The organism is Acidovorax cavernicola, assembly GCF_003581445.1.
The window spans coordinates 25,376-44,133 of the sequence record NZ_QXMN01000034.1; the positions used below are offsets into that span (position 1 = coordinate 25,376).

Genomic DNA, 18,758 nt, shown 5'->3' on the forward strand with positions numbered 1-18,758 from the left:
ATGAGGCCCGGGTGACGGCCAGAAGGCTGCCGGGAAGGGAAATAATCACCAAATTGGTGCAATTCAAATTAACGCACCAATTCGGGGCCAAGCCTCGCATCAAAGCTGTGCAAGCCTTCGATCAGCTGGCCATAGGCGGCATCGAGCCGGTCGGGGTCGCCCTTGACGCCCAGCTCGATGTGGCGGCCGTACTGGGGGTGATCCACGCTGGGGAGGCTGAATACCTTGATGCCGGCATGGGCCTGCTCGATGGCCTGCATCAGCGGCGTGAGGGTGGCTTCCATCGCACCGAAAACGATCACGGACTTCTCGGCGATGGCGTTTCGGGTGAAAAGATCGGTGTAGCGGGTGTCGAGCACCGACTCGATCATCGGCCAGGCCATGACCGGGAAACCCGGCACGAAATGGACGTGCTCGACGCTGAACCCCGGGATCTTGTTGTACGGGTTGCGGATGATCGACGCGCCCTGCGGGAACACGCCCATGTTGAGCCGGTGGATGTTGTCGGGCCGGTCGGGCTCGTAGGGCACGCCCTGCTCCGCGGCCGTGTCCTGCATGCGCTCGCGGATCAGCGCCTCGGCCTCGGGGTGCAGCGCCAGCGGCACGCGCAGGGCCTGGGCGGCGCATTGGCGGGTGTGGTCGTCGGGCGTGGCGCCGATGCCGCCGGTCGAGAACACGATGTCGCCCGAGGCAAAGGCCCGCATGAGGGCGGCGGTGATGCGCGTGGGCTCGTCGCCCACGTACTCCGCCCAGCCCAGTTGCAGGCCGCGCGCGGCCAGCAGCTCGATGACCTTGGCCATGTGCTTGTCGGCCCGCTTGCCGGAAAGGATCTCGTCGCCGACGACGATGAGACCGAATGCGCGTGTCATGGTGAACCCCATTGAGAGAGAGCGGCCTTGTTGGCCTCGGCGGCTTCGGCCGCCTCCAGCGCCGGCACGTCGCCGCCACCGGCCGCGGCCTGCAGCGCCGCGCGCTGGGCGCGCAACTGGGCCAGGGCGTCGAGGCAGTAGTGCGCGAACCAGAGCGCGGAGAAGGCGAAGACCAGCGTGTAGATCCAGATGGCGATCGGCACCAGCACGAAGAAGGCGGCGGCGAACAGCAGGCCCGAGGCCCACACGATGCTCGGCGCGGCGCCCAGGTAGCCGCACAGCACGCCGATGCACAGCAGCGGCAGCCGGTGGGCGCGCAGCAGCGCGGCGCGTTCCTCGGGGCTGGCGTGCTCGGCCAGCGCGTCGAAGCTCATCACCCGGTAGGTCAGCCAGCCCCAGATCAGCGGCGGCAGGATCAGCACCAGCGGCGGAATGAGCCACAGCGGCATCGACACCACCAGGGCCACCATCGCCAGCACGGTGGCGCCGAGCGAGCGAACCACGCTGCCGAAGAAGGAAGCGCCCTTCTTCTGTTCGAGCGTCGGAAAGCGCCGCTCGGCCACGAGCTTGGTGAGCGCCGGCGCCATGAAGCCCGCCACGATCAGCAGCGACAGCACCACGATCAGCGGGGTGACGGCGAACACCACCACCAGCGGTGCCAGCGCGGCCGTGACGTCACTCGAGAAGAGGCGCCCGATCCAGGCCCAGAAGCTGGACAGCAGCGGCCAGGCCTCGAGGGCCTCGCGCGTCCAGACCACGGCCGCGTCCCAGTAGAAGTAACCGAGCCCCGCGGCCAGCAGCACCATGAGCGCCAGCGGCAGGAGCGACAGCACGATCACGCGCGGGAGCATGCAATAGGCCACCGCGCGCCAGAAGGAGTCGAGGAGCAGGCGCATGAGGCGTCGAGGATAGCGCAAGGCCCCGGCCCGCCAGCCGTAAGACCTCTGCCCGGGTCAAGCGCGGCCGAACAGCCGCTTCAGGCCCAGCCACTGCTGCGACCAGAAGCCCTGGCCGTAGTCGCGCGGCCGGCCGTCGGCGCCGGGCTCGACCTGGTCGCGGATGCCGGTCGGGTCGTAGCGGTTCTCGAAGTTGGCGGTGCGAAAGAGCATGTCCCACCAGGGCAGCAGCACGCCGAAGTTGTGGCCGCCGAGCGTGCTGCGGCCATGCGACTCATGCCCGAGCCCGATGCTGTGGTGCAGCCGGTGAAAACGCGGGCTGACCCACAGCCGTTCGCCGATCGCCCCGAAGCTCAGCCGCAGGTTGGCGTGCTGCAGGCTCTCGCTGAGCTGGGTGAAGGCCACCACGGCGATGAACTGGCCCGGCGCCACGCCGATCAGCTGCGCCACGATGACGATGAGCGTGTCGTGGATGACGTCGTCCAGCAGGTGGTTGCGGTCGTCGCTCCACATCGTCATCTGGCGCTGCGAGTGGTGCAGCGAATGCAGGCTCCACCACCAGTTGAACTGGTGCTGCCCGCGATGGATCCAGTAGCCGACAAAGTCGAGCACCACGAGGTAGATGGCAAAGGCCACCCACGGCACGTCGGTCACGCCGGGCCACACCTCGTCCAGGTGGAAGGTGCCCCACCCTGCCATGCGCAGGCTGCCCAGCAGGTCGTCGAACACAGGCTGCAGCGTGAAGAACAGCGCCAGCCGGAACAGGCCGAGCCGGTGGATCAGCGTGTAGAGCACGTCGATGCGGATCGCGCGGCGGTCGGTCACGGGCTCGACCGCGCGCCAGCGCTGCAGCGGGCCGATCACGGCCAGCAGCACGAGGATCTGGACCACGCCGACCAGCAGCCAGCCGGTGGCGTCGAAGGCGTCCTCGGCCCAGCCGCCCAGGCCGATGGCGTACACCAGCGGCTGCACGGCGGTCTCGAAGAGCCAGCCCTGCATGGCAGAAAAAACGTCGGTCAACCAATCGATCACGGCGAAAACTCAGGATTCAAGGGTGGGAAGCGATCCAGGCGCGGTAGTCCGGATGCTGTCGCAGGGTACGGAAGCAGAAGCCCTTGGCCTTCAGGCCGACGATCAGGGGTTCGAGGTTGGCTGGCGCCCACGGGTCCTTGCGCGACCAGATGCCCAGGTGCGCCAGCAGGATGTCACCGGAGCGGATGCTCCCGAGCGCCTGGGCCAGCAGCTTCTGGTTGCTGAAAGTCTCGCTCGGCAGCTCGTCACCCAGGAAGCCGGCGGGCGACCAGCCCACGTGCGCGTAGCCGCAGTCCTTGGCAACCGCCAGCAGCGCTGGCGATGTCTTGCCGCCCGGCGCGCGGAACAGCGGCAGCGGCTTCTTGCCGGTGATGGCGGCCAGCCGGTCAGACGACTTGCGGATGTCGGCGCAGTAGTCGGCCGCGCGCCAGACCGATTCCTTGCCGGTCTGCGGCCCAGCGGACGGCTTGATGCGAAAGCTGGGCGGCGTGCCCTTGACGTCGCCGCGCCAGTAGGCGTGGTCGTAGGTGTGCGAGGCGAACTCGTGGCCTTCGGCCGCCCTGGCCTTCCACCACGGCGCCCAGTGGTCGTCCAGGCTGTCGCCGTCGGTCTGGGTGCGCTCGGCGGCGGCAAAGAAGGTGACACGCACGTCCTGGCGCTTGAGCACGTCGGCCACCAGCGGCGCGATGCCCATGTGGCCGGTGTCCAGCGTCAGGTAGACGGGTTTCTCGCAGGTGGCACCCGCGGCTTCCTGTGCTCCTGCCGCCGGCAGGGTGGCGCAGGCCAGCGCCGCAACGGCGCAGGCGACACCGCCAAAACGAACCCCGCGCACGAACTCAGATCCGCTTCGCATGGTCGAGCGTCCAGACGCCGTGCGGCGAGCGGCCGACGTTGACCTGCCGCACGACCTTCTGGCTCGCGAGATCGACCACCGTGAGCTTCTTGGCCCAGCGCGAGGTCACGTACAGCGTCTTGCCGTCGGCCGAGACGTCCATGCAGTCGGGGCCGCCCGGCACGTTGTAGGTGGCGACCACCTTCAGCGTGGTCAGGTCGATGCGGCTGATGGTGTTGGCCACCCGGTTGCTCACGAACACGGTCTTGCCGTCGCCGGCCGAGCGAAAGGCGTGTGCGCCCTTGCCGGTGGGGATCTTGCCGACCAGCTTGGGCTGGGCGCCGGCCACGTCGAACACCTGCACGCCGTCGCTGCCGGTCAGGCCCACGAGCAGCGTCTTGTCGTTGTGGGCGCCGAAGATGTCGGCCGGCATGGCGCCGGTGGCCATGCGCCAGCGGATGGTCTGCGTCGGCAGGTCGACCGCGATCAGCTCGTCGCTGTCCTGCATGGTGACGTAGGCCACCGTGCTGGTGTTGTCGATCCAGATGTGGCTGGGCGTCTTGCCGGTGGCGATGCGCTTGACCAGCTTCAGGTCCTTGCCGTCCCAGCGGTACACGTCGACGTGGTTCAGGCGGTTGGCCGCCGTGACGAACCACTTCATGTCGCGCGAGAACTGCAGCTGGTACGGATCGATGATCCCGTACACCACGCGCTGCACCTCGCCCGTGCGCGGGTCCAGGAAGGTCAGCGAATCGCCCGCCGAATTGGCCACGATGACCGACTTCTCGTCGGGCGTCATGTAGATGTGGTGCGGCTCCTTGCCGGTGGAAATGCGCTGCTTCTCGGTCCAGTCGACCGGGTTGATCACGCTCACGCTGGCGTCCAGCGAATTGAGCACGAAAACCGGTGGAGGGGTCGGCGGCGCCGCCGCGGCTGGGAGGGTGACCAGGGCTGTCAGGCAGGACAGCAGGAAGGCCGCGATGCGGCCGTTCGGGCGGGCAGGGAGTCGCAAGGGAAGGTTCCGGGAGAGATTTAACAATCTTAACGGTCGATCCCGACGAACAGCTGACTGCCGGCGCCCCGGAACGTGTGTTTCGCCCGGGTCAGTTGACCTATGTCAACCAGCTTTGGGCACCGGCGCCCGCAACTGGGCCACCTGCTCGGCCGTGAGCCAGCGCCACTGCCCCGGCGCCAGATCGTCCGGCAGCGCCAGGCCGCCGATGCGCGAGCGGTGCAGGCCCTCGACCCGGTTGCCGACCGCGGCCAGCATGCGCTTGACCTGGTGGTACTTGCCTTCGGTGAGCGTCAGCCGCAGGTGCAGCGGGCTGTCCGATTCGCAGGCGGCGGCGCGCACCGGCTTCGGGTCGTCGTCCAGTACCACGCCGGCCAGCAGTTTGGCGATCTGCGCCTCGTCGATCGGGTGCTTGGCCGTCACCTCGTAGACCTTGGGCACATGGTGCTTGGGCGAGCCCATCTTGTGGATGAACTGGCCGTCGTCGGTCAGCAGCAGCAGGCCGGTGGTGTCCTGGTCGAGGCGGCCGATGGCCTGCACGCCCTGCACCGCGCCCTTGTTCGGCCGCAGGCGCAGCGGCGACGGCAGCAGCGTGTAGATGCTCGGGTAGGTCGAGGGCTTCTGCGAGCACTCGGTACCGGCCGGCTTGTGCAGCATCAGGTAGGCCTTCTCGTGACAGGCCCACTCGGTGCCCTGCACGGTGAACAGCAGGCCTTCGGGGTCGAGGTCGGCGAAGGGGTCGGTCACGACGGCGCCGCCGATGCTCACGTGGCCTTGCTGGACCAGGCCCGCACACACGCGACGCGTGCCGAAGCCCTGGGTGTAGAGGATGTCTTGCAGATGCATGGGAAATGAAAAAAGCGGCCGTGCCGACAGGGGCACGACCGCCTTCGAGTGTGCCGCAGGTTCAGTAGCCAGCAGCCAGGCCGGTATTGCGGCGCGGGTCGTTGGCGCCGTAGAAGCGGTTGGCACCCACCGGCTTACCGCCCAGCGAAGGCGCGCCGACGATGATCGCCGCCAGGTGGTTGGCCGGCTGCGGCACGCCCAGGTTGTGGCCCATGTCGGTCAGGATCTTGCGGGTGTCGGGGCTGATCGCGAAGGTCTCGACGTTGGTCACGTCAGGCAGCCACTGCTGGTGGAAGCGCGGCGCATCGACGGCCTCCTGCACGTTCATGCCGTAGTCGACCACGTTCAGGATGGTGTGCAGCACGGCCGTGATGATGCGGCTGCCGCCGGGCGTGCCGACCACGAACACCGGCTTGCCGTCCTTGGACACGATGGTCGGGCTCATCGAGCTCAGCGGACGCTTGCCCGGGGCGATGGCATTGGCCTCGCCCTGCACCAGGCCGTACATGTTGGGCACGCCGACCTTCGAAGTGAAGTCGTCCATCTCGTTGTTCAGCAGCACGCCGGTCTTGTCGGCCGTGACCTTGGCGCCGAACCAGTCGTTCAGCGTGTACGTCACGGAGACGGCGTTGCCCCACTGGTCGGTGATCGAGTAGTGGGTGGTGTTGCTGCCTTCATGCGGCGCGACGCCGGGCTTGATGTCCTTCGACACGCCGGCCTTCTTCGGATCGATGGCGGCGCGGATCTTCGCGGCGTAGCCCTTGTCGAGCAGGCGATCGAGCGGGTTCTTCACGAAGTCGGGGTCGCCCAGGTAGCTGTTGCGGTCCACGTAGGCGTGGCGCATGGCCTCGATCTGGTAGTGCACCGACTCCGCCGAACGGAAGCCCAGGTCCTTGAGCGGGTAGCCCTCGAGGATGTTGAGCATCTCGCAGATGATCACGCCGCCCGAGCTCGGCGGGGGCGCCGACACCACGCGGTAGCCGCGGTAGTCGCACTCGACCGGCGCGAGTTCGCGCGTCTTGTACTGGTCGAGGTCGGCCTGCGTGATGATGCCCTTGCCAGCCTGGCTCGACGCCACGATGGCCTTGCCGACCCAGCCCTTGTAGAAACCGTCGGTGCCCTTGGCGCTGATTTCCTTCAGCGTCTTGGCCAGGTCCTTCTGCACCAGCTTCTGGCCGACCGCGAAGGGCTCGCCCTTGTTCAGGAAGATCGCGCCGGACACCGGATCTTTCTTGAAGTCGTTGGTGGCCGTGAGCAGCATGTCGATGTCGCCCTGCTGCAGCGCGAAGCCCTTGTCGGCCAGCTGGATCGACGGGGCGATGAGGTCGGCGCGCTTCATGGTGCCGTACTTCTCGCGCGCGTATTCCATGCCCGACACCGAGCCCGGCACGCCCACGGCGAGATGGCCGTGGGTGCTCAGGCCCTTGACGACGTTGCCGTCCTTGTCGAGGTACATGTTGGCCGTGGCGGCCAGCGGCGCCTTCTCGCGGAAGTCGAGGAAGGTCTTGCGGCCGTCGGCCAGCTGCACGGTCATGAAGCCGCCGCCGCCGAGGTTGCCCGCGGCCGGATAGACCACCGCCAGCGCATAGCCCACGGCCACGGCCGCATCGACCGCATTGCCGCCACGCTTGAGCACATCGACGCCGACCTTGCTGGCCAGGTGCTGCGCGCTCACGACCATGCCGTGCTCGGCCGCCACCGGCGCCTGCGACGCGGCCTGCGAGGCGCCGGCCGCCAGGGTGAGCGCGGCCGCGACGGCGGCGCGCAGTGTGGGGGTCCACTTGAAGTGCTGCATGGAAAAGTCTCCTCTGTGCGTTGGATGAAGAATGAGGGAGGGGTGAATGATGAACGGAGCTTTCAGACCATGTTCAGGCCGTCAGCAGCGCCTTGCGCCGCAGGCTCTGCAAGGCCTGCGCGACCTGCTCCTGTGCGAAGGCATGGAGCGCCGACGGGTCCGTCAGCGGTTGCTCGTCCTTGAGGAAGCGCAGGCGTTCGGCGCGCACCTCGTCGATGAGGAAGGCGGCCAGCGCCTCGTGCGTGTGCGCCCCGTCGAGCAGCGGCAGCAGGCTGCGCTCGAGCACCGTGAGCGCCACCGGCTCATGCCACTGGTTGCAGACGACGGCCGACGCTTGCGATGCGGGCACGCCGCCCAGCGCGCGACGCACGGGCGCCGGCACCTGCGGCAGCGCGGACACCGTGCCAGCCGCCTGTACCGGCGTGCGCCGGATGCGCAACGCGCCGAGGATCAGCAGCTCTTCGAGCATGGCCATCACGATGGGCTCGACGGCCGCGCGCGGCTCGCCGGTGAGGGTCACCACGGCGGCCAGCAACGACTCGGTCGACATCGCGCACGGATAGCTCGCGTCGAGCGCCTGCGCCACCGCCTTGTGCGCCGGCAGCCGCAACGTGACCTTCAGGTCGCGCAGCGCGGTGCAGGGCTGCTCGCGAGTGTCCATGGTGAGTGCATCGCCGCCATCCACGCGGAAAATGCCGGCGAATTCCAGGGCGCGCAGGCACGGAACTTCGAGGCGATATCGGATGTTCGCGGCATTGCCCTGCTTCACCAGCAGCGTCTGGCGGAAGGTGCGGTTGACGAGGAAGTCGAGGTACTGCTCCATCATCACCTGGCTGCCGCCGCATTCGCGCAGCAGCGGGTCGCGCACCTTCTCGCCGTAGTTCTGCACGAACATGGTCGAGGGTTCGGCGTCGCACAGGTAGGCCAGCCCGCGCGCCTCGGCACGGGCGACGAACTCCTTGAAATAGCAGGGTTCGTTGCACGGCTCCAGGAACTCGTGCAGCAGGTAGTAGTTGCCGGAGTTGCGCACGATCGGCATCGCCTCGTCGAGCGTCTTCTTGAGCACGCTGTCGGGCCGGGCCGACTGTTCGAGAAACTCGAGCATGCCGCGCGCATAGGAAAGCTTTTCTTCCGGCGTGTCGCGCGGGCCGCCGCGCAGGATCATCGCGTCGCGCACGATCTCGCGCGCCTTCCAGCCCGGGTACACGTTGTAGCTCACGTAGACCACGCCGTTGGGCGCGAGGTTCTCGGCGCACACGCGCAGGATGGCGTCCTGCACCGGCCCCGGCACCCAGCTGTAGACGCCGTGGCAGACGATGTAGTCGAACTGGCCCCACGACGCGTCGATCTCGGCGATGTTGAAGGTCTTCAGCTCGATGTTCGACAGCCCCGCCTGGTCGAGCGCTGCCACGCCCTGGGCCACCTGCACGCGCGACAGGTCGACCCCGACCGCGCGGGCGTCCGGGTGGCGCACGGCGAATGGAATCAGGTTGCCGCCGGCGGCGCAGCCCAGTTCCAGCACGCGCGCGGTGTGGGGCACGGGCGCGTCGAGCCCGAACAGGAAGGCCAGGGCTTCCAGGTGCTCCACGGCGGATTGGGGGAACGGGTGCGAGTCGTAGGGCACCGCATCGTAGTAACTGGTGAGCGTGGAAGTCAGAGAGTCCGGCACGAACGTCCTTTGAGGATCGACAGGGGGATGCGGCAGTGCTCGCAGACTATAGCCCCGTGCCCGGGCAAAAAGAAGCGGATGGAAGGCCCGCCGCCCTCCTCCCGCCGCGGGCTCCCGCACGGACACGACCTCTTTAGAATGGCCCGATGAACTGGCGCACCACTCTGCTTCCCCTCGCTTTGATCATTGCCGGCTGCTCGACGCCGCCCAACCAGATCGTTCCCTTCCGCGACGGGGTGCTGCGCGCCATGACCTACACCCAGGCCTCGGACTACTGCAACGCCAAGGGGCAGGACCCCAAGTGGCTCGGCAAGGCGCCCGCCGAATCGGGCGTGCTGTTCCAGTGCCAGTGAACCTGCAGGCAGCAAACACCCGTCAAGAACCGCGCGACACAGCGCTCGCGACCGCTCAGGCGTCGATGTCGATGAGCGCCAGGCCGCTCTCGCGGTCGCAGGTCTTGCGCAGGTAGCCCGGCGACTCGATCAGCAACACCTCCAGCGTCGGCTGCACGGTGGCCTGCAGCACATGGCCGCCGACCGTGCTGCCATCGCGCCGACCCAGCACGGCGTGCGCATGCACCGTGGGCTGGTCGCCATCCAGCGCGATGTCGCCGTTCAGGGACAGCACCTCGACCTGCTCCCCCACGGGAATGCGGTCGTAGTCCTTGCGCTCCCAATCGAAGTAACCGAGCACCGCCCCGCGCAGCGCACCGATGGCGCTGAAGCGGCTGGCCGAGAGCGCATTCGCCTTGGCGAACTCCTCCAGCAGCGGGATGACCTCGTCGCCCGTCTCGAAGACGAGGGCGATGGTGCGCTCGGGGCCGGTGTTGAGGATCTTGGATTTCATGTCGCAGCGGCTCCTTCCTGTCGACGCGTCAGCGTGGCGTGTTCTGCTTGCAGTCCCCGGCGGTTCCGCGGCAGTCGTCCTGACGCGAAGGCGCGGCCGGGTCGTCCTCGGGCGCCCTCGTATCTGCCGGCGGCTTTTTCACCAGGCCCGGATCGCGATCGGGCGGCGGGGGCTTCAATAGCCGGGGGTTGCCATGGGGAGGCGGCTTCACGATGAACTCGGGGTCGGGGCCGGGTTGCGCTTTCGTCGGAGGCGGCTTGTCGGGCTTGTCGGCCGACTGCGCCGCGACCGGCGCGGCACAGACCGCCGCAATACCGAGCACCCCGGCAGCAACCGCTGCGCCAAGGCTTCCGGCAAAGATCGATGTCGTTGGATTGCGCATGGCGTTCACCCATGGCCCGAAGGTTTCACCGAGCGGCTCCCGACGGTGTAGGCCTCGTTCGCCAACAGCCGCAAGTCAGTGGCCCGGCGGTGAACTCAGGCCGCCAGACTCACGCGCACCGCGCACACCGGCGGCAGGAAGATCTCGTCGCAGTTCGGCCCGGCCCCGCCCCGGTCGATCACCACGAAGCTCGCCCGTTGCTGTGTGACCACCAGCGGGTGGTGCCACACGCCGCGCGCGTAGTTCACGCCCTGCCGGCCATTGGTGACGAAGGCGCGGATGTCCTCGATGCGCACCGCGTCGCCTGCCGGCGCCACCACCACGAGAAAACGGCTGCCGTCCATCGGCACGAAGGCCTGGCTGCCCAGCGGGTGGCGCTCCAGCATGTTCACCGGCAACGGCAGCGCATACGGCAGGGTCTCGAAGATGTTCACCAGCACGCGGCTGTCACCGGGGCCCGGGTCCACGCGCGCCAGGTCGTGAAAGCGCGTGGTCATGCCCCCGTTGATGGGCATCGACCGGCTGTGCGCGCTCTCGATGACATCGCCGAACGCGGCGAACGCTTCGCGCGTCAGCGGCTGCGCGACGAGCTCGAGCGCCGCGGGCGCGCCCGGCGTCGGGGGCAAAAAGGTGGGGCTGGCAATCGTCAACAGAAACTCCTCGGCACTTGGCCCAACTGGTATTACCAGTATCCTTGCAAGCGATCCACCCCGTCAATCTCCCGGCGTCAGGGAAATCGCTAGTGCATAGGGGCAAATGAAGCCTTAAGGTCACGGTCGCGTTAAATCAGACCGGTAATACCAGTTAATCCACCCATCGACGCTTCGAGGACCGCCATGTCAACCACCACCCTTCATGCGCCGCTGCAGCCGGCCACCACCTCTGCTGCAGCGGAGAACGCGCTCTACAAGAAAGTGGCATGGCGACTCATGCCTTTCCTGATGCTCTGCTACGTGGCCGCCTATCTGGACCGCGTGAACGTCGGCTTCGCCAAGCTGAACATGCTCAGCGACCTGCAGTTCAGCGAAGCCATGTACGGGCTGGGCGCAGGCCTGTTCTTCATCGGCTACTTCTTCTTCGAGGTGCCGAGCAACCTGCTGATGCACCGCATCGGCGCCAAGGCCACCATCTCGCGGATCATGATCACGTGGAGCCTGATCTCGGCCGCGATGATGTTCGTGACCACGCCCACGCAGTTCTACGTGCTGCGCTTCCTGCTCGGGGCGGCCGAGGCCGGCTTCTACCCGGGGATGATCCTGTACCTCACCTACTGGTTTCCCTCGCACCGCCGCGCCAAGATGGTGGCGGTGTTCATGTGCGCCATTCCGGTGTCGGGCGTGCTGGGCGGGCCGCTGTCGGGCCTGATCATGGACGCCATGCACGGCATGGGCGGGTTGCGCGGCTGGCAGTGGCTGTTCCTCATCGAGGCGTTGCCCTCGCTGGTCATCGGCCTGCTCGTCATCGTCTACCTCGACAACAGCATCCAGGGCGCCCGCTGGCTCAACGCCGAGGAAAAGGCCGTGCTCGCACGCAACATCGCGGCCGAGAACGCCACCAAGGGCGAGACCAGCCACATGTCGCTGCGCGCGCTGTTCGCCGACCGCCGCATCGTGAAGATGGCCATGATCTGCTTCTGCACGGTGATGGGCCAGTATGGCCTGACCTTCTGGCTGCCCACGCTGGTGCGCCAGTCGGGCGTGACCGGCGCGCTGAACATCGGGCTGCTCACGGCCGTTCCCTTTGCCGTGGCCATCGTCTCGATGCTGCTGGTGAGCCGCAGCTCCGACCGCATGCGCGAGCGTCGCTGGCACCTGATCGTGCCTTTCTGCTGCGGCGCGCTGGGCCTCACGCTGAGCGCGATCTTCAGCCACAACGTGTACCTCTCGCTGGCCGCCCTGGCGCTCGCCGCGGGCGGCAGCCTGGCCACCTCGCCGCTGTTCTGGAGCCTGCCGACCGCCATCCTGTCGAGCGCGGGCGCGGCCGCGGGCATTGCGCTCATCAACTCCTTCGCCAACCTGGCGGGCTTCGTGAGCCCCTACATGATCGGCCTCATCAAGGACGCGACGAAGAGCACCGACATCGCCCTGTTCGTGCTGGCCGGCGTGCTGCTGTTCGGCGCCTTCCTCACCTACACGGTGCCGGCGAAGCTGGTCAACAAGTAGGGAAGGCCCCGGGGTGCGGCCACAGTAAGATTTCCTGCTCCCGCCACAGCCGCACTCCGAACCGAAAACCGCCCATGCTCGCCTCCCCCGCCGTTGCCGCCACCGCCGCCCGACTGATCCAGCAGCGGATCGCGGACGGCACCTACGCGGCCGGCGGGCTGCTGCCTTCGCAACGCGACCTCGCCGAGCAGCTCGGCATCAGCCGGACCTCGCTGCGCGAGGCGCTGTCGACCCTTCAGGGCACGGGCCTCGTCATCCCGCGACCCGGCAAGGGCATGTACGTGGCCGAGGACGGCGCGCAGGCACCGGCCTCCCCCGCCTGGAAATTCGCCACCTCGCATTCGCTGCAGGACGTTTATCAGCTGCGCTTCGCGGTCGAGAACTTCACCGCGCGGCTGGCCTGCCTCGTCATCGAGCCCGAAGACCTGGAAGCACTGCGCGCCAACGCACAGGCCATGCGCGCGTGCATCGACGCCGCCGACTTCGCGCAGGCCACGCAGCTGGATTTCGACTTCCACATGCAGATCATCGGCATCGCGGGCAACCAGGCCATCGCCGAGATCCTGCGCAACAGCGCCGAGGTCATGCAGGAGAGCCAGCGCCTGCCGTTCTACAAGCGCGGCGCGCGCCATGCCACCTACGACGAGCACATGGCGATCATCGAAGCGCTGGCCAAGGGCGATCCGGCGCTGGCGCAGCAGGCCATGACGCAGCACATCGTGCAGGCCGCGCAACGCGCGGGCGTGCACTTTCCGACGGGGCTCGAAGCAGCCCCTTCGGCCCCCTGAAACCAACCGTCCCTACCGCTCCCGGCTGCGCACGCCGATCGCACGCCGCGCCGCGTTGAGCTCGGCCATCGAGATGTGCAGCTCCGCCATGGTCTGCACCAGCAGATCCAGCAGCGCGGCACGCTGGCGCTGCCGCACGGTCTCGGCACGGCGCGCGCGTTGCGCCTGCCGCGCCGCGGCCTGGATGGCGCGGCCCGTGGGCGAGTCGTGCGAGGGATGGCTGTGGTCGTGCGTCGTCGACGACAGGCCGGGCGCGGCGTGCGTGGGCATCACGCGGCGGCGGACACACCCTGGACGGCAGCGCCCTCGGCGTTCGCCGCGTCGCCGCGCGTCTCGGCGGCGGGGCCGTAGTTGCGCAGGTGCAGGAAGAACTCGCCCATCATCTGCATCCACAGCCGCACGGCGAAGGCCAGGTACGCGGGGCTGACGCCGCCGGCCACCACCACGTCCATCTCCAGCACGACGAAATCGCCATGCTGCGCCACGCGCGCGAAGCGCTTGCTGCGATGCCATGCGGCGAGCACGGCCTCGGGCAACGTGCCGCCCTGCACGCGCAGCGGGCAGCTCAGCGTGAAGTCGGTGTACTGGGTGGTGGTGACGGCATTGCCCCACAGCACCTGGAAGCCGATGCCGTGGCTGGCGCTGTGCAGGCGCACCACGCCGTCCTGCTCGATGGCGGTGACGGCGCCGCCGGCGGCCTTGATGGCATCCGACACCTGGTCGGGCGTGACGGCGTCGAGCATGTCGAGGGCGGTCGGCGCGGCGATGTCGGCGGCCGTGGGTTCACCGGCTTCGGTGGTCGTTGCGGTGGTGTTCATGGTGTTGTGCTTTCTTTCAGGAACAAAAGAGATATCGGATTCAGTTGGTTTTCTGGAGGGCGGCATCGAGCGCGGCGCTGTCGATGCTCAGCTGGGCCGGCGGTGCCAGCTGGGCCATGTAGGCCTGCACCAGTTGCTGTTGCCGCTGCTGGCGCAGCAAGGCCTGCAACTGCGGCTTCATTTCCTCGAGGGTGGCGGTGCGCGCGGGCTGGGTGTCGAGCAGCTTGACGATGTGAAAGCCGGCTTCGGCCTGCACCGGTTCGCTGACCTGTCCCTGCTTGAGCTTGGCGACGGTGTCGCGCAACTCGGGCAGGATGCGCGCGAGCGGCAGCGTGTCGACCTCGCCGCCGCGCTCGGCGCTGCGGCGGTCCTGCGAGCTGGCGCGCGCCACGGCGGCGAAGTCGCCGCTGCGGGCCTGCCGCGCGAGGCGGTTGGCTTCGTCGCGCACCTTGGTGACGGCGGCCACATCCCGGTCGGGCGTGGCCAGGTAGATCTGCGCGACGCGGTAGGCGGCCGGCAGGTTGAAGCCGGTCTTGCCCTGCTCGTACGCAGCCTTCACTTCGGCGTCCGACGGAAAGCCCGCGGGCACCTGGCTCACGGACTCGAGGTAGCTGGCGGCCACGATGCGCGCGGTGACCTCGCGCGTGGCGGCGTCGATCTTCGCCTTCACCTCGGGCCGGTCGGCCCAGCCCTTGGCGCGGGCATCGCGCAGCAGCGCTTCGCTCACGAGGCGCTGGCGCAGCCAGCCGTCCAGGCTCGCGCGGTCGGCCTTGACGGCAGCACGCTCGGCCTCGGGCAGGGTCTGCAGCAGTTTCTCGATCTCGTCCTGGCCGATGGTGACTTCGCCGATGCGCGCGACCACCGCGTGGCCGGGTGCGGCAGGCTGCTGCGCCGCAGCCACGCCGACCGACGAAACGAGCAACACGCCGGCCGCCGCGCGCAGGCGCCGGCCGATGCCGGCGGCAGGGGTTGTTTGGATTGGAGGGGTCTGGGTCATTGGGGCTTTCCTTCCGTGACAGGTGCGGACGCGGCGGCTGCCGCCGGCGCCGGCGCGCTCACTGCGCGCACGTCGAAGCGGCTTTCGTAGAGCTTGTCGCCGTACTGCTGCGCGACCTGTTCGAACTTGACGCGGCTTTGCGCCGCGAAGGGCTGGCGCGACGCGAGCACGCTGCCCACGTCGATGGTTTCGTAGGCGCGCAGCACCTCCAGCCCGACGGCATACAGCTGCGTGTTCTTGGCCTCGCACTGCGTGAGCGCGGTGCGCTGCAACGCGGCCTCGCCGGCCAGGCGCTGGCGTTCGGCTTCGGAGCTGCGCGCCATCTTCAGCAACTCGTCGTAGGCGCCGCGGTACTGCGCGATCTGCGCACTCGCCTTCTCGCTCGCGGCCTGCGCCTGCTCGCGCAGCTGCGCGTTGCCGGCACTGGCCTGACCGCGCGCGTGGCGCTCGAACGCCAGCTGGGCCTGGCTCGCAGCCAGTTCCTTCTTCAGCGTTTCGACTTCCGACGCGGCTGGTGCGGCGCCCGGTGCCGCGGGCGCCTTGCCCGCGGGTTGGCCGGCCTTGAGCGCGGCCAGTTCGTTCTGCGCCTGCTGCAACTGCGTGGTGGTGGTGCGCAGCTGCGCGCGCAGCCGCTCCTCCATGCTCGCGCCTGGCGTCTGCGCATGCGCCACGCCGGCCGTGGCGGCCAGCGCGGCCCATGCCAGCGCCGGGAAGATCGTTCGTGACACGGCAATCTCCTTCTTCGGCTTAGAAGCGCGCATTGAATTCAAGCTGCAGGGTGTCGATCGACAGCGGCGGGCCATAGACCTCCTTGGTCGAGATCCAGCGGCCGGTGAACCACATGTTCTTGTCGATCGCGTACGAGCCGCCCAGGAAGTAGCCGCGCGCATTGGTGCCGCCGCCGTGGAAGCTCGAATCGTTGTAGCCGTCGGGCATGGCATCGGGTTCGATGCGCTTGTAGCCCGCGAGCACGTTCCAGTCGCCGCGCGCGGCCGGTGCCGGCTTGCCGTAGGTGGCCTGCAGCATGTAGGCGTTGCCGCCGCTCTTGAAGTCGGACTTGTTCGTGCCGCCGGTGGGACCGAAGTTGTTGACGATGGCGCCACGGATGCCCGCGCGGTTCCAGATGTCGTTGGCGTCGTAGGCGGTGTTGCGCACGAAGTTCGCATCCAGGCGCAGGTTGTTGCCCGCCACCTGGGTGTCCCAGCGCAGGTTCAGGTCGATCAGGCGGAACTTCGAAGCCAGGCCCACGTACTGCGGCTGCGGCGTGCCGGCCGGGTTGAGCGGGTCGAGCGAGATGTCGCGCAGCAGCATGAGCGTGTTGCCCTTCTGCATGAAGGCCGGGCGCGACCAGTCGGTGCTGCAGCCGTCGGCGCCGGCGTACAGCGCGCAGGGCTGCGAGACCTGGCCGCTCACGTTGCGGAAGTTGTAGTACGCCAGCGCACCGCGCACGCGGTTGTCCTCGTTGATCTTCCAGTCGGCGCCCACCTGCGCACCCAGCAGCCACTTGTTCTCGCTCTTCATCTTGGTCTGGCTGCGGCTGGGCGAGTGGTCCGACGAGTACTCGAGCGGGATCAGGCCCAGGGTACCGAAGAGAGAAAGGTCGCGATTCGAGGCCAGCTTCTTGTCGAACTGCGCGGCAATGCCGTCGAAGTTCAGGTCGCTGGAATACAGCAGGTCGGTCGACATGAAGGGGTTGCCGAAGCGGCCGCCGGTCACGGTGAGCCAGTCGGTCGGCTTGTGCGAGATCCACATCTGGTCGAGCCACACGCTCTTCTTGCCCAGGCCGCCGCCCAGCGTGGTGGTGGTCGACACGGGGCTCTCGTCGCTGCCCGAGGCCAGGCGCACGCCGGCCTTGGTGTTCTCCGACAGGTCGGCCAGCAGGCCCACCCGCGCGCGGGCGCGGAACAGGTTGCGGCGGTCCTGGCGCGTGTTCATGATCGACGGCAGCGCGAGGTTGGTGTTCGGGTTGACGTCGTAGCCGCTGCCCTGGTTGAGCGAGGGCCAGTTGATCTCGATGTCGCTGTTGTTGCCCGCGTAGCTGCGCGACTCGTTGCGCACGCGCACGTCGCCTTCGAAGCGGATGCGCTTGCTCCACTCGGGCGTCTCGTTGGGCGCGGCCCAGCCTTCGTCCTTGGCCTGGGCCATGACCTGTGCCTTGACCTCGTCGCGGATCTGGTCGCGCACGGTCTGCGAGATGTAGGGCACGCGCACGTCGCCTGCTTCGAGCCGCATGCCGCCGGCCACGGTGGCCGATGCGGCGGTGGCCGACGCGGCCGCCTGGCGCTGCGCCTGCTGCGCGGCCATGGCTTCGGTCTGGGCCTGCGCAAGCAGCGCCTCGCCCACGTCCTTGGCGAGCGTGCCGCTCTGGATCAGGCCGCGGATCAGCTTGACCATGGCGGATTCGCCGGCCGGCGCGCCGGCCGTCTGGGCGGCCACCGGGCCGGCCGAGAACGCGAGCGCGCAGGCCGCGGCCGCCGCGAGCGCGCACTGGCGCAGGGCCGGCATCGCGCTGCGGCGCGTGAGTGTGTTGCTGTGAGTGTTCATCGCTTCGTTCACTGGATGGAAGGGGTCGGGCCGGGCGTCGGCCCCGGAGGTAGAAAAAGTCATGCGGGTCACGGCCGGCGTCCCTTCATGGACACGCGCATCGGAAAGCGCATCGAGGCCGGCGGACGTTCGTCGATGCGGTCGAGCCCGCGCAAGAGCGCCAGCACGGCCTCGTCGATCTCGTCGGTGCCGGTGCCGCGCACCAGCTGTGCGCGCGTGGTCTTGCCGTCGGCGCCAAGCCACAGGTCGACCTGGATGTCGTCGAACACCAGCTGGCGCGTGCGCGGGTCGCGCGACAGCGCCTGCTGCAACAGGCTCGACACGTAGCGCGCGTACGAGCCGCTGCCCAGGCCGCCGCCGGCGCCGGTGCCGCTCATGCCGCCGCCGCTGCCGGACTGGATGCCGAAGGCGTCGTTGCCGGCCTGGCCGGCCGCGTCCATGGTCACGGGGTCGCCCAGGTCCTTCGAGGGGCTGGGCGGCGCGTCGTCCTTCGGTGCCTCGAGCGGCTCGACCGGCTTGGGCTCGGGCTCGACCACTTCGGGCTTGATCTTTTCCGGCTCGGGCTCGGGCAGCTTCTCGGGTTCGGGCGGCGGTGGCGGGGGCGGCGGCAGCATCAGCGTGGGCGCATCGGCCACCACGCGCTTCTGGCTCGCGGTGTCGGACAGGAGCCGCCACACGAGCAGCGCCAGCGCGACGACGATCGCCAGGCCGATGACCACCCCGCCCCAGCGGCGCCAGAGCGCGGCCGTGCCACCGGCACCGCGGGCAGCGCCGGCACCACTGGTGCGCGGCGCGGAAGCCGCGGAAGAGGCTGCAGGAATCGGGTCGCGAGGGTTCACGCTCCGGTCCTCACTTCTGCTTGCCGGTCACGAGGCCGATCTGGTTCAGCTCGATGCGGCGCAGCAGGTCCAGCACGTCGACCACCTTCGCGTACTGCACGCTGGCGTCGCCGCGCACGATCACGGGGAAGTCGGGCGACAGCGCCTTCTCGGTGCGCAGGCGCTCCTCGAGCTCGGGCAGCGTGACCGGGTAGGCATCGAGGAACACGTTGCCCGCGTTGTCGATCGTGATGGCCTTGGTCTTGGGCTTTTCCAGCGCCACCGAGGCGCTGGCCTTCGGCAGGTCGACCTTGATGCCCGGGATGCTGGCGTTGCTGGTGAGGATGAAGATCACCAGCACCACCAGCAGCACGTCGACGAAGGGCGTGATGTTGATGCCGCCCGTGCGCTTGCGCACGGCGAACTTCGCGGCTGTGTTTGCCATGGTGCGC

General features: G+C 68.6%; 21 protein-coding genes. 3 read left to right on the top strand and 18 right to left on the bottom strand.

Going from position 1 to position 18,758, the window contains the following annotated elements; translation table 11 throughout:
- Nucleotides 1-68: 68 nt before the first annotated feature.
- The 8 genes from D3H34_RS22815 to D3H34_RS22850 all read right to left on the bottom strand — a co-directional run bounded on the left by D3H34_RS22815 (nt 69) and on the right by D3H34_RS22850 (nt 8,951).
- On the bottom strand, nt 69-869 hold the full coding sequence (locus D3H34_RS22815; protein ID WP_205736795.1) for a competence/damage-inducible protein A: 801 nt from the start codon (nt 867-869) through the stop codon (nt 69-71).
- Nucleotides 866-1,765: an EI24 domain-containing protein gene (locus D3H34_RS22820; RefSeq protein WP_119556531.1), complete on the bottom strand. Its 900-nt coding sequence runs from the start codon at nt 1,763-1,765 to the stop codon at nt 866-868. The genes D3H34_RS22815 and D3H34_RS22820 overlap by 4 nt, the downstream gene beginning before the upstream one ends.
- Nucleotides 1,766-1,822: 57 nt before the next feature.
- On the bottom strand, nt 1,823-2,797 hold the full coding sequence (locus tag D3H34_RS22825; RefSeq protein ID WP_119556532.1) for a sterol desaturase family protein: 975 nt from the start codon (nt 2,795-2,797) through the stop codon (nt 1,823-1,825).
- A gap of 16 nt (nt 2,798-2,813) precedes the next feature.
- A complete protein-coding gene (locus D3H34_RS22830; RefSeq protein ID WP_119556533.1) occupies nt 2,814-3,650 on the bottom strand; it encodes a polysaccharide deacetylase family protein in 837 nt (278 codons plus the stop codon).
- Complete coding sequence (locus D3H34_RS22835) at nt 3,634-4,641, bottom strand: YncE family protein (RefSeq protein WP_119556534.1); 1,008 nt, start codon at nt 4,639-4,641, stop codon at nt 3,634-3,636. The genes D3H34_RS22830 and D3H34_RS22835 overlap by 17 nt, the downstream gene beginning before the upstream one ends.
- A gap of 105 nt (nt 4,642-4,746) precedes the next feature.
- Complete coding sequence (locus tag D3H34_RS22840; RefSeq protein WP_119556535.1) at nt 4,747-5,487, bottom strand: pseudouridine synthase; 741 nt, start codon at nt 5,485-5,487, stop codon at nt 4,747-4,749.
- Between the two features lie 61 nt (nt 5,488-5,548).
- The gene (ggt, locus tag D3H34_RS22845; RefSeq protein WP_119556536.1) at nt 5,549-7,282 is read right to left on the bottom strand and encodes a gamma-glutamyltransferase; all 1,734 of its coding nucleotides are present in this window, start codon (nt 7,280-7,282) and stop codon (nt 5,549-5,551) included.
- 73 nt (nt 7,283-7,355) lie between these two features.
- Nucleotides 7,356-8,951, bottom strand: coding sequence for a class I SAM-dependent methyltransferase (locus D3H34_RS22850; protein ID WP_119556537.1), 1,596 nt, complete (start codon nt 8,949-8,951; stop codon nt 7,356-7,358).
- Nucleotides 8,952-9,097: 146 nt separating this feature from the next.
- Here D3H34_RS22850 and D3H34_RS22855 point away from each other — a divergent pair, with 146 nt between their 5' ends.
- On the top strand, nt 9,098-9,304 hold the full coding sequence (locus tag D3H34_RS22855; RefSeq protein ID WP_119556538.1) for a hypothetical protein: 207 nt from the start codon (nt 9,098-9,100) through the stop codon (nt 9,302-9,304).
- A 55-nt stretch (nt 9,305-9,359) separates the two neighbouring features.
- On the opposite strand, the gene D3H34_RS22860 is transcribed toward D3H34_RS22855, so the two are convergent.
- The 3 genes from D3H34_RS22860 to D3H34_RS22865 all read right to left on the bottom strand — a co-directional run bounded on the left by D3H34_RS22860 (nt 9,360) and on the right by D3H34_RS22865 (nt 10,829).
- Nucleotides 9,360-9,797: a PPC domain-containing DNA-binding protein gene (locus D3H34_RS22860; RefSeq protein WP_119556539.1), complete on the bottom strand. Its 438-nt coding sequence runs from the start codon at nt 9,795-9,797 to the stop codon at nt 9,360-9,362.
- Nucleotides 9,798-9,825: 28 nt separating this feature from the next.
- Nucleotides 9,826-10,179 (bottom strand): hypothetical protein, encoded by a 354-nt coding sequence (locus tag D3H34_RS34015; RefSeq protein WP_147400473.1) that lies wholly within the window; start codon nt 10,177-10,179, stop codon nt 9,826-9,828.
- 95 nt (nt 10,180-10,274) lie between these two features.
- On the bottom strand, nt 10,275-10,829 hold the full coding sequence (locus D3H34_RS22865) for an ureidoglycolate lyase (RefSeq protein WP_434057710.1): 555 nt from the start codon (nt 10,827-10,829) through the stop codon (nt 10,275-10,277).
- Between the two features lie 186 nt (nt 10,830-11,015).
- Here D3H34_RS22865 and D3H34_RS22870 point away from each other — a divergent pair, with 186 nt between their 5' ends.
- Nucleotides 11,016-12,341: an MFS transporter gene (locus tag D3H34_RS22870; RefSeq protein ID WP_119556541.1), complete on the top strand. Its 1,326-nt coding sequence runs from the start codon at nt 11,016-11,018 to the stop codon at nt 12,339-12,341.
- A gap of 74 nt (nt 12,342-12,415) precedes the next feature.
- Nucleotides 12,416-13,129 carry a FadR/GntR family transcriptional regulator gene (locus D3H34_RS22875; protein ID WP_119556542.1) on the top strand — a complete coding sequence of 238 codons (714 nt, stop codon included), beginning with the start codon at nt 12,416-12,418 and terminating at the stop codon, nt 13,127-13,129.
- A 12-nt stretch (nt 13,130-13,141) separates the two neighbouring features.
- Here the strand turns inward: D3H34_RS22875 and D3H34_RS22880 are convergent, their stop codons facing one another.
- The 7 genes from D3H34_RS22880 to D3H34_RS22910 are packed head-to-tail and all read right to left on the bottom strand — an operon-like array spanning nt 13,142 to nt 18,751.
- Nucleotides 13,142-13,399, bottom strand: a complete 258-nt coding sequence (locus tag D3H34_RS22880) for a hypothetical protein (RefSeq protein WP_119556543.1) — start codon at nt 13,397-13,399, stop codon at nt 13,142-13,144.
- Nucleotides 13,399-13,947: a YbjN domain-containing protein gene (locus tag D3H34_RS22885; protein WP_167481259.1), complete on the bottom strand. Its 549-nt coding sequence runs from the start codon at nt 13,945-13,947 to the stop codon at nt 13,399-13,401. The genes D3H34_RS22880 and D3H34_RS22885 overlap by 1 nt, the downstream gene beginning before the upstream one ends.
- A gap of 40 nt (nt 13,948-13,987) precedes the next feature.
- On the bottom strand, nt 13,988-14,944 hold the full coding sequence (locus D3H34_RS22890) for a peptidylprolyl isomerase (protein WP_119556545.1): 957 nt from the start codon (nt 14,942-14,944) through the stop codon (nt 13,988-13,990).
- Nucleotides 14,941-15,672: a hypothetical protein gene (locus D3H34_RS22895; RefSeq protein ID WP_286186102.1), complete on the bottom strand. Its 732-nt coding sequence runs from the start codon at nt 15,670-15,672 to the stop codon at nt 14,941-14,943. The genes D3H34_RS22890 and D3H34_RS22895 overlap by 4 nt, the downstream gene beginning before the upstream one ends.
- Before the next feature lie 19 nt (nt 15,673-15,691).
- Entirely contained in the window at nt 15,692-17,551 is a 1,860-nt protein-coding gene (locus D3H34_RS22900; RefSeq protein ID WP_350308485.1) for a putative porin, read from the bottom strand.
- A gap of 5 nt (nt 17,552-17,556) precedes the next feature.
- Complete coding sequence (locus D3H34_RS22905) at nt 17,557-18,327, bottom strand: energy transducer TonB (RefSeq protein ID WP_205736796.1); 771 nt, start codon at nt 18,325-18,327, stop codon at nt 17,557-17,559.
- Nucleotides 18,328-18,337: 10 nt separating this feature from the next.
- On the bottom strand, nt 18,338-18,751 hold the full coding sequence (locus D3H34_RS22910; protein WP_062474100.1) for an ExbD/TolR family protein: 414 nt from the start codon (nt 18,749-18,751) through the stop codon (nt 18,338-18,340).
- Nucleotides 18,752-18,758 lie beyond the last annotated feature (7 nt).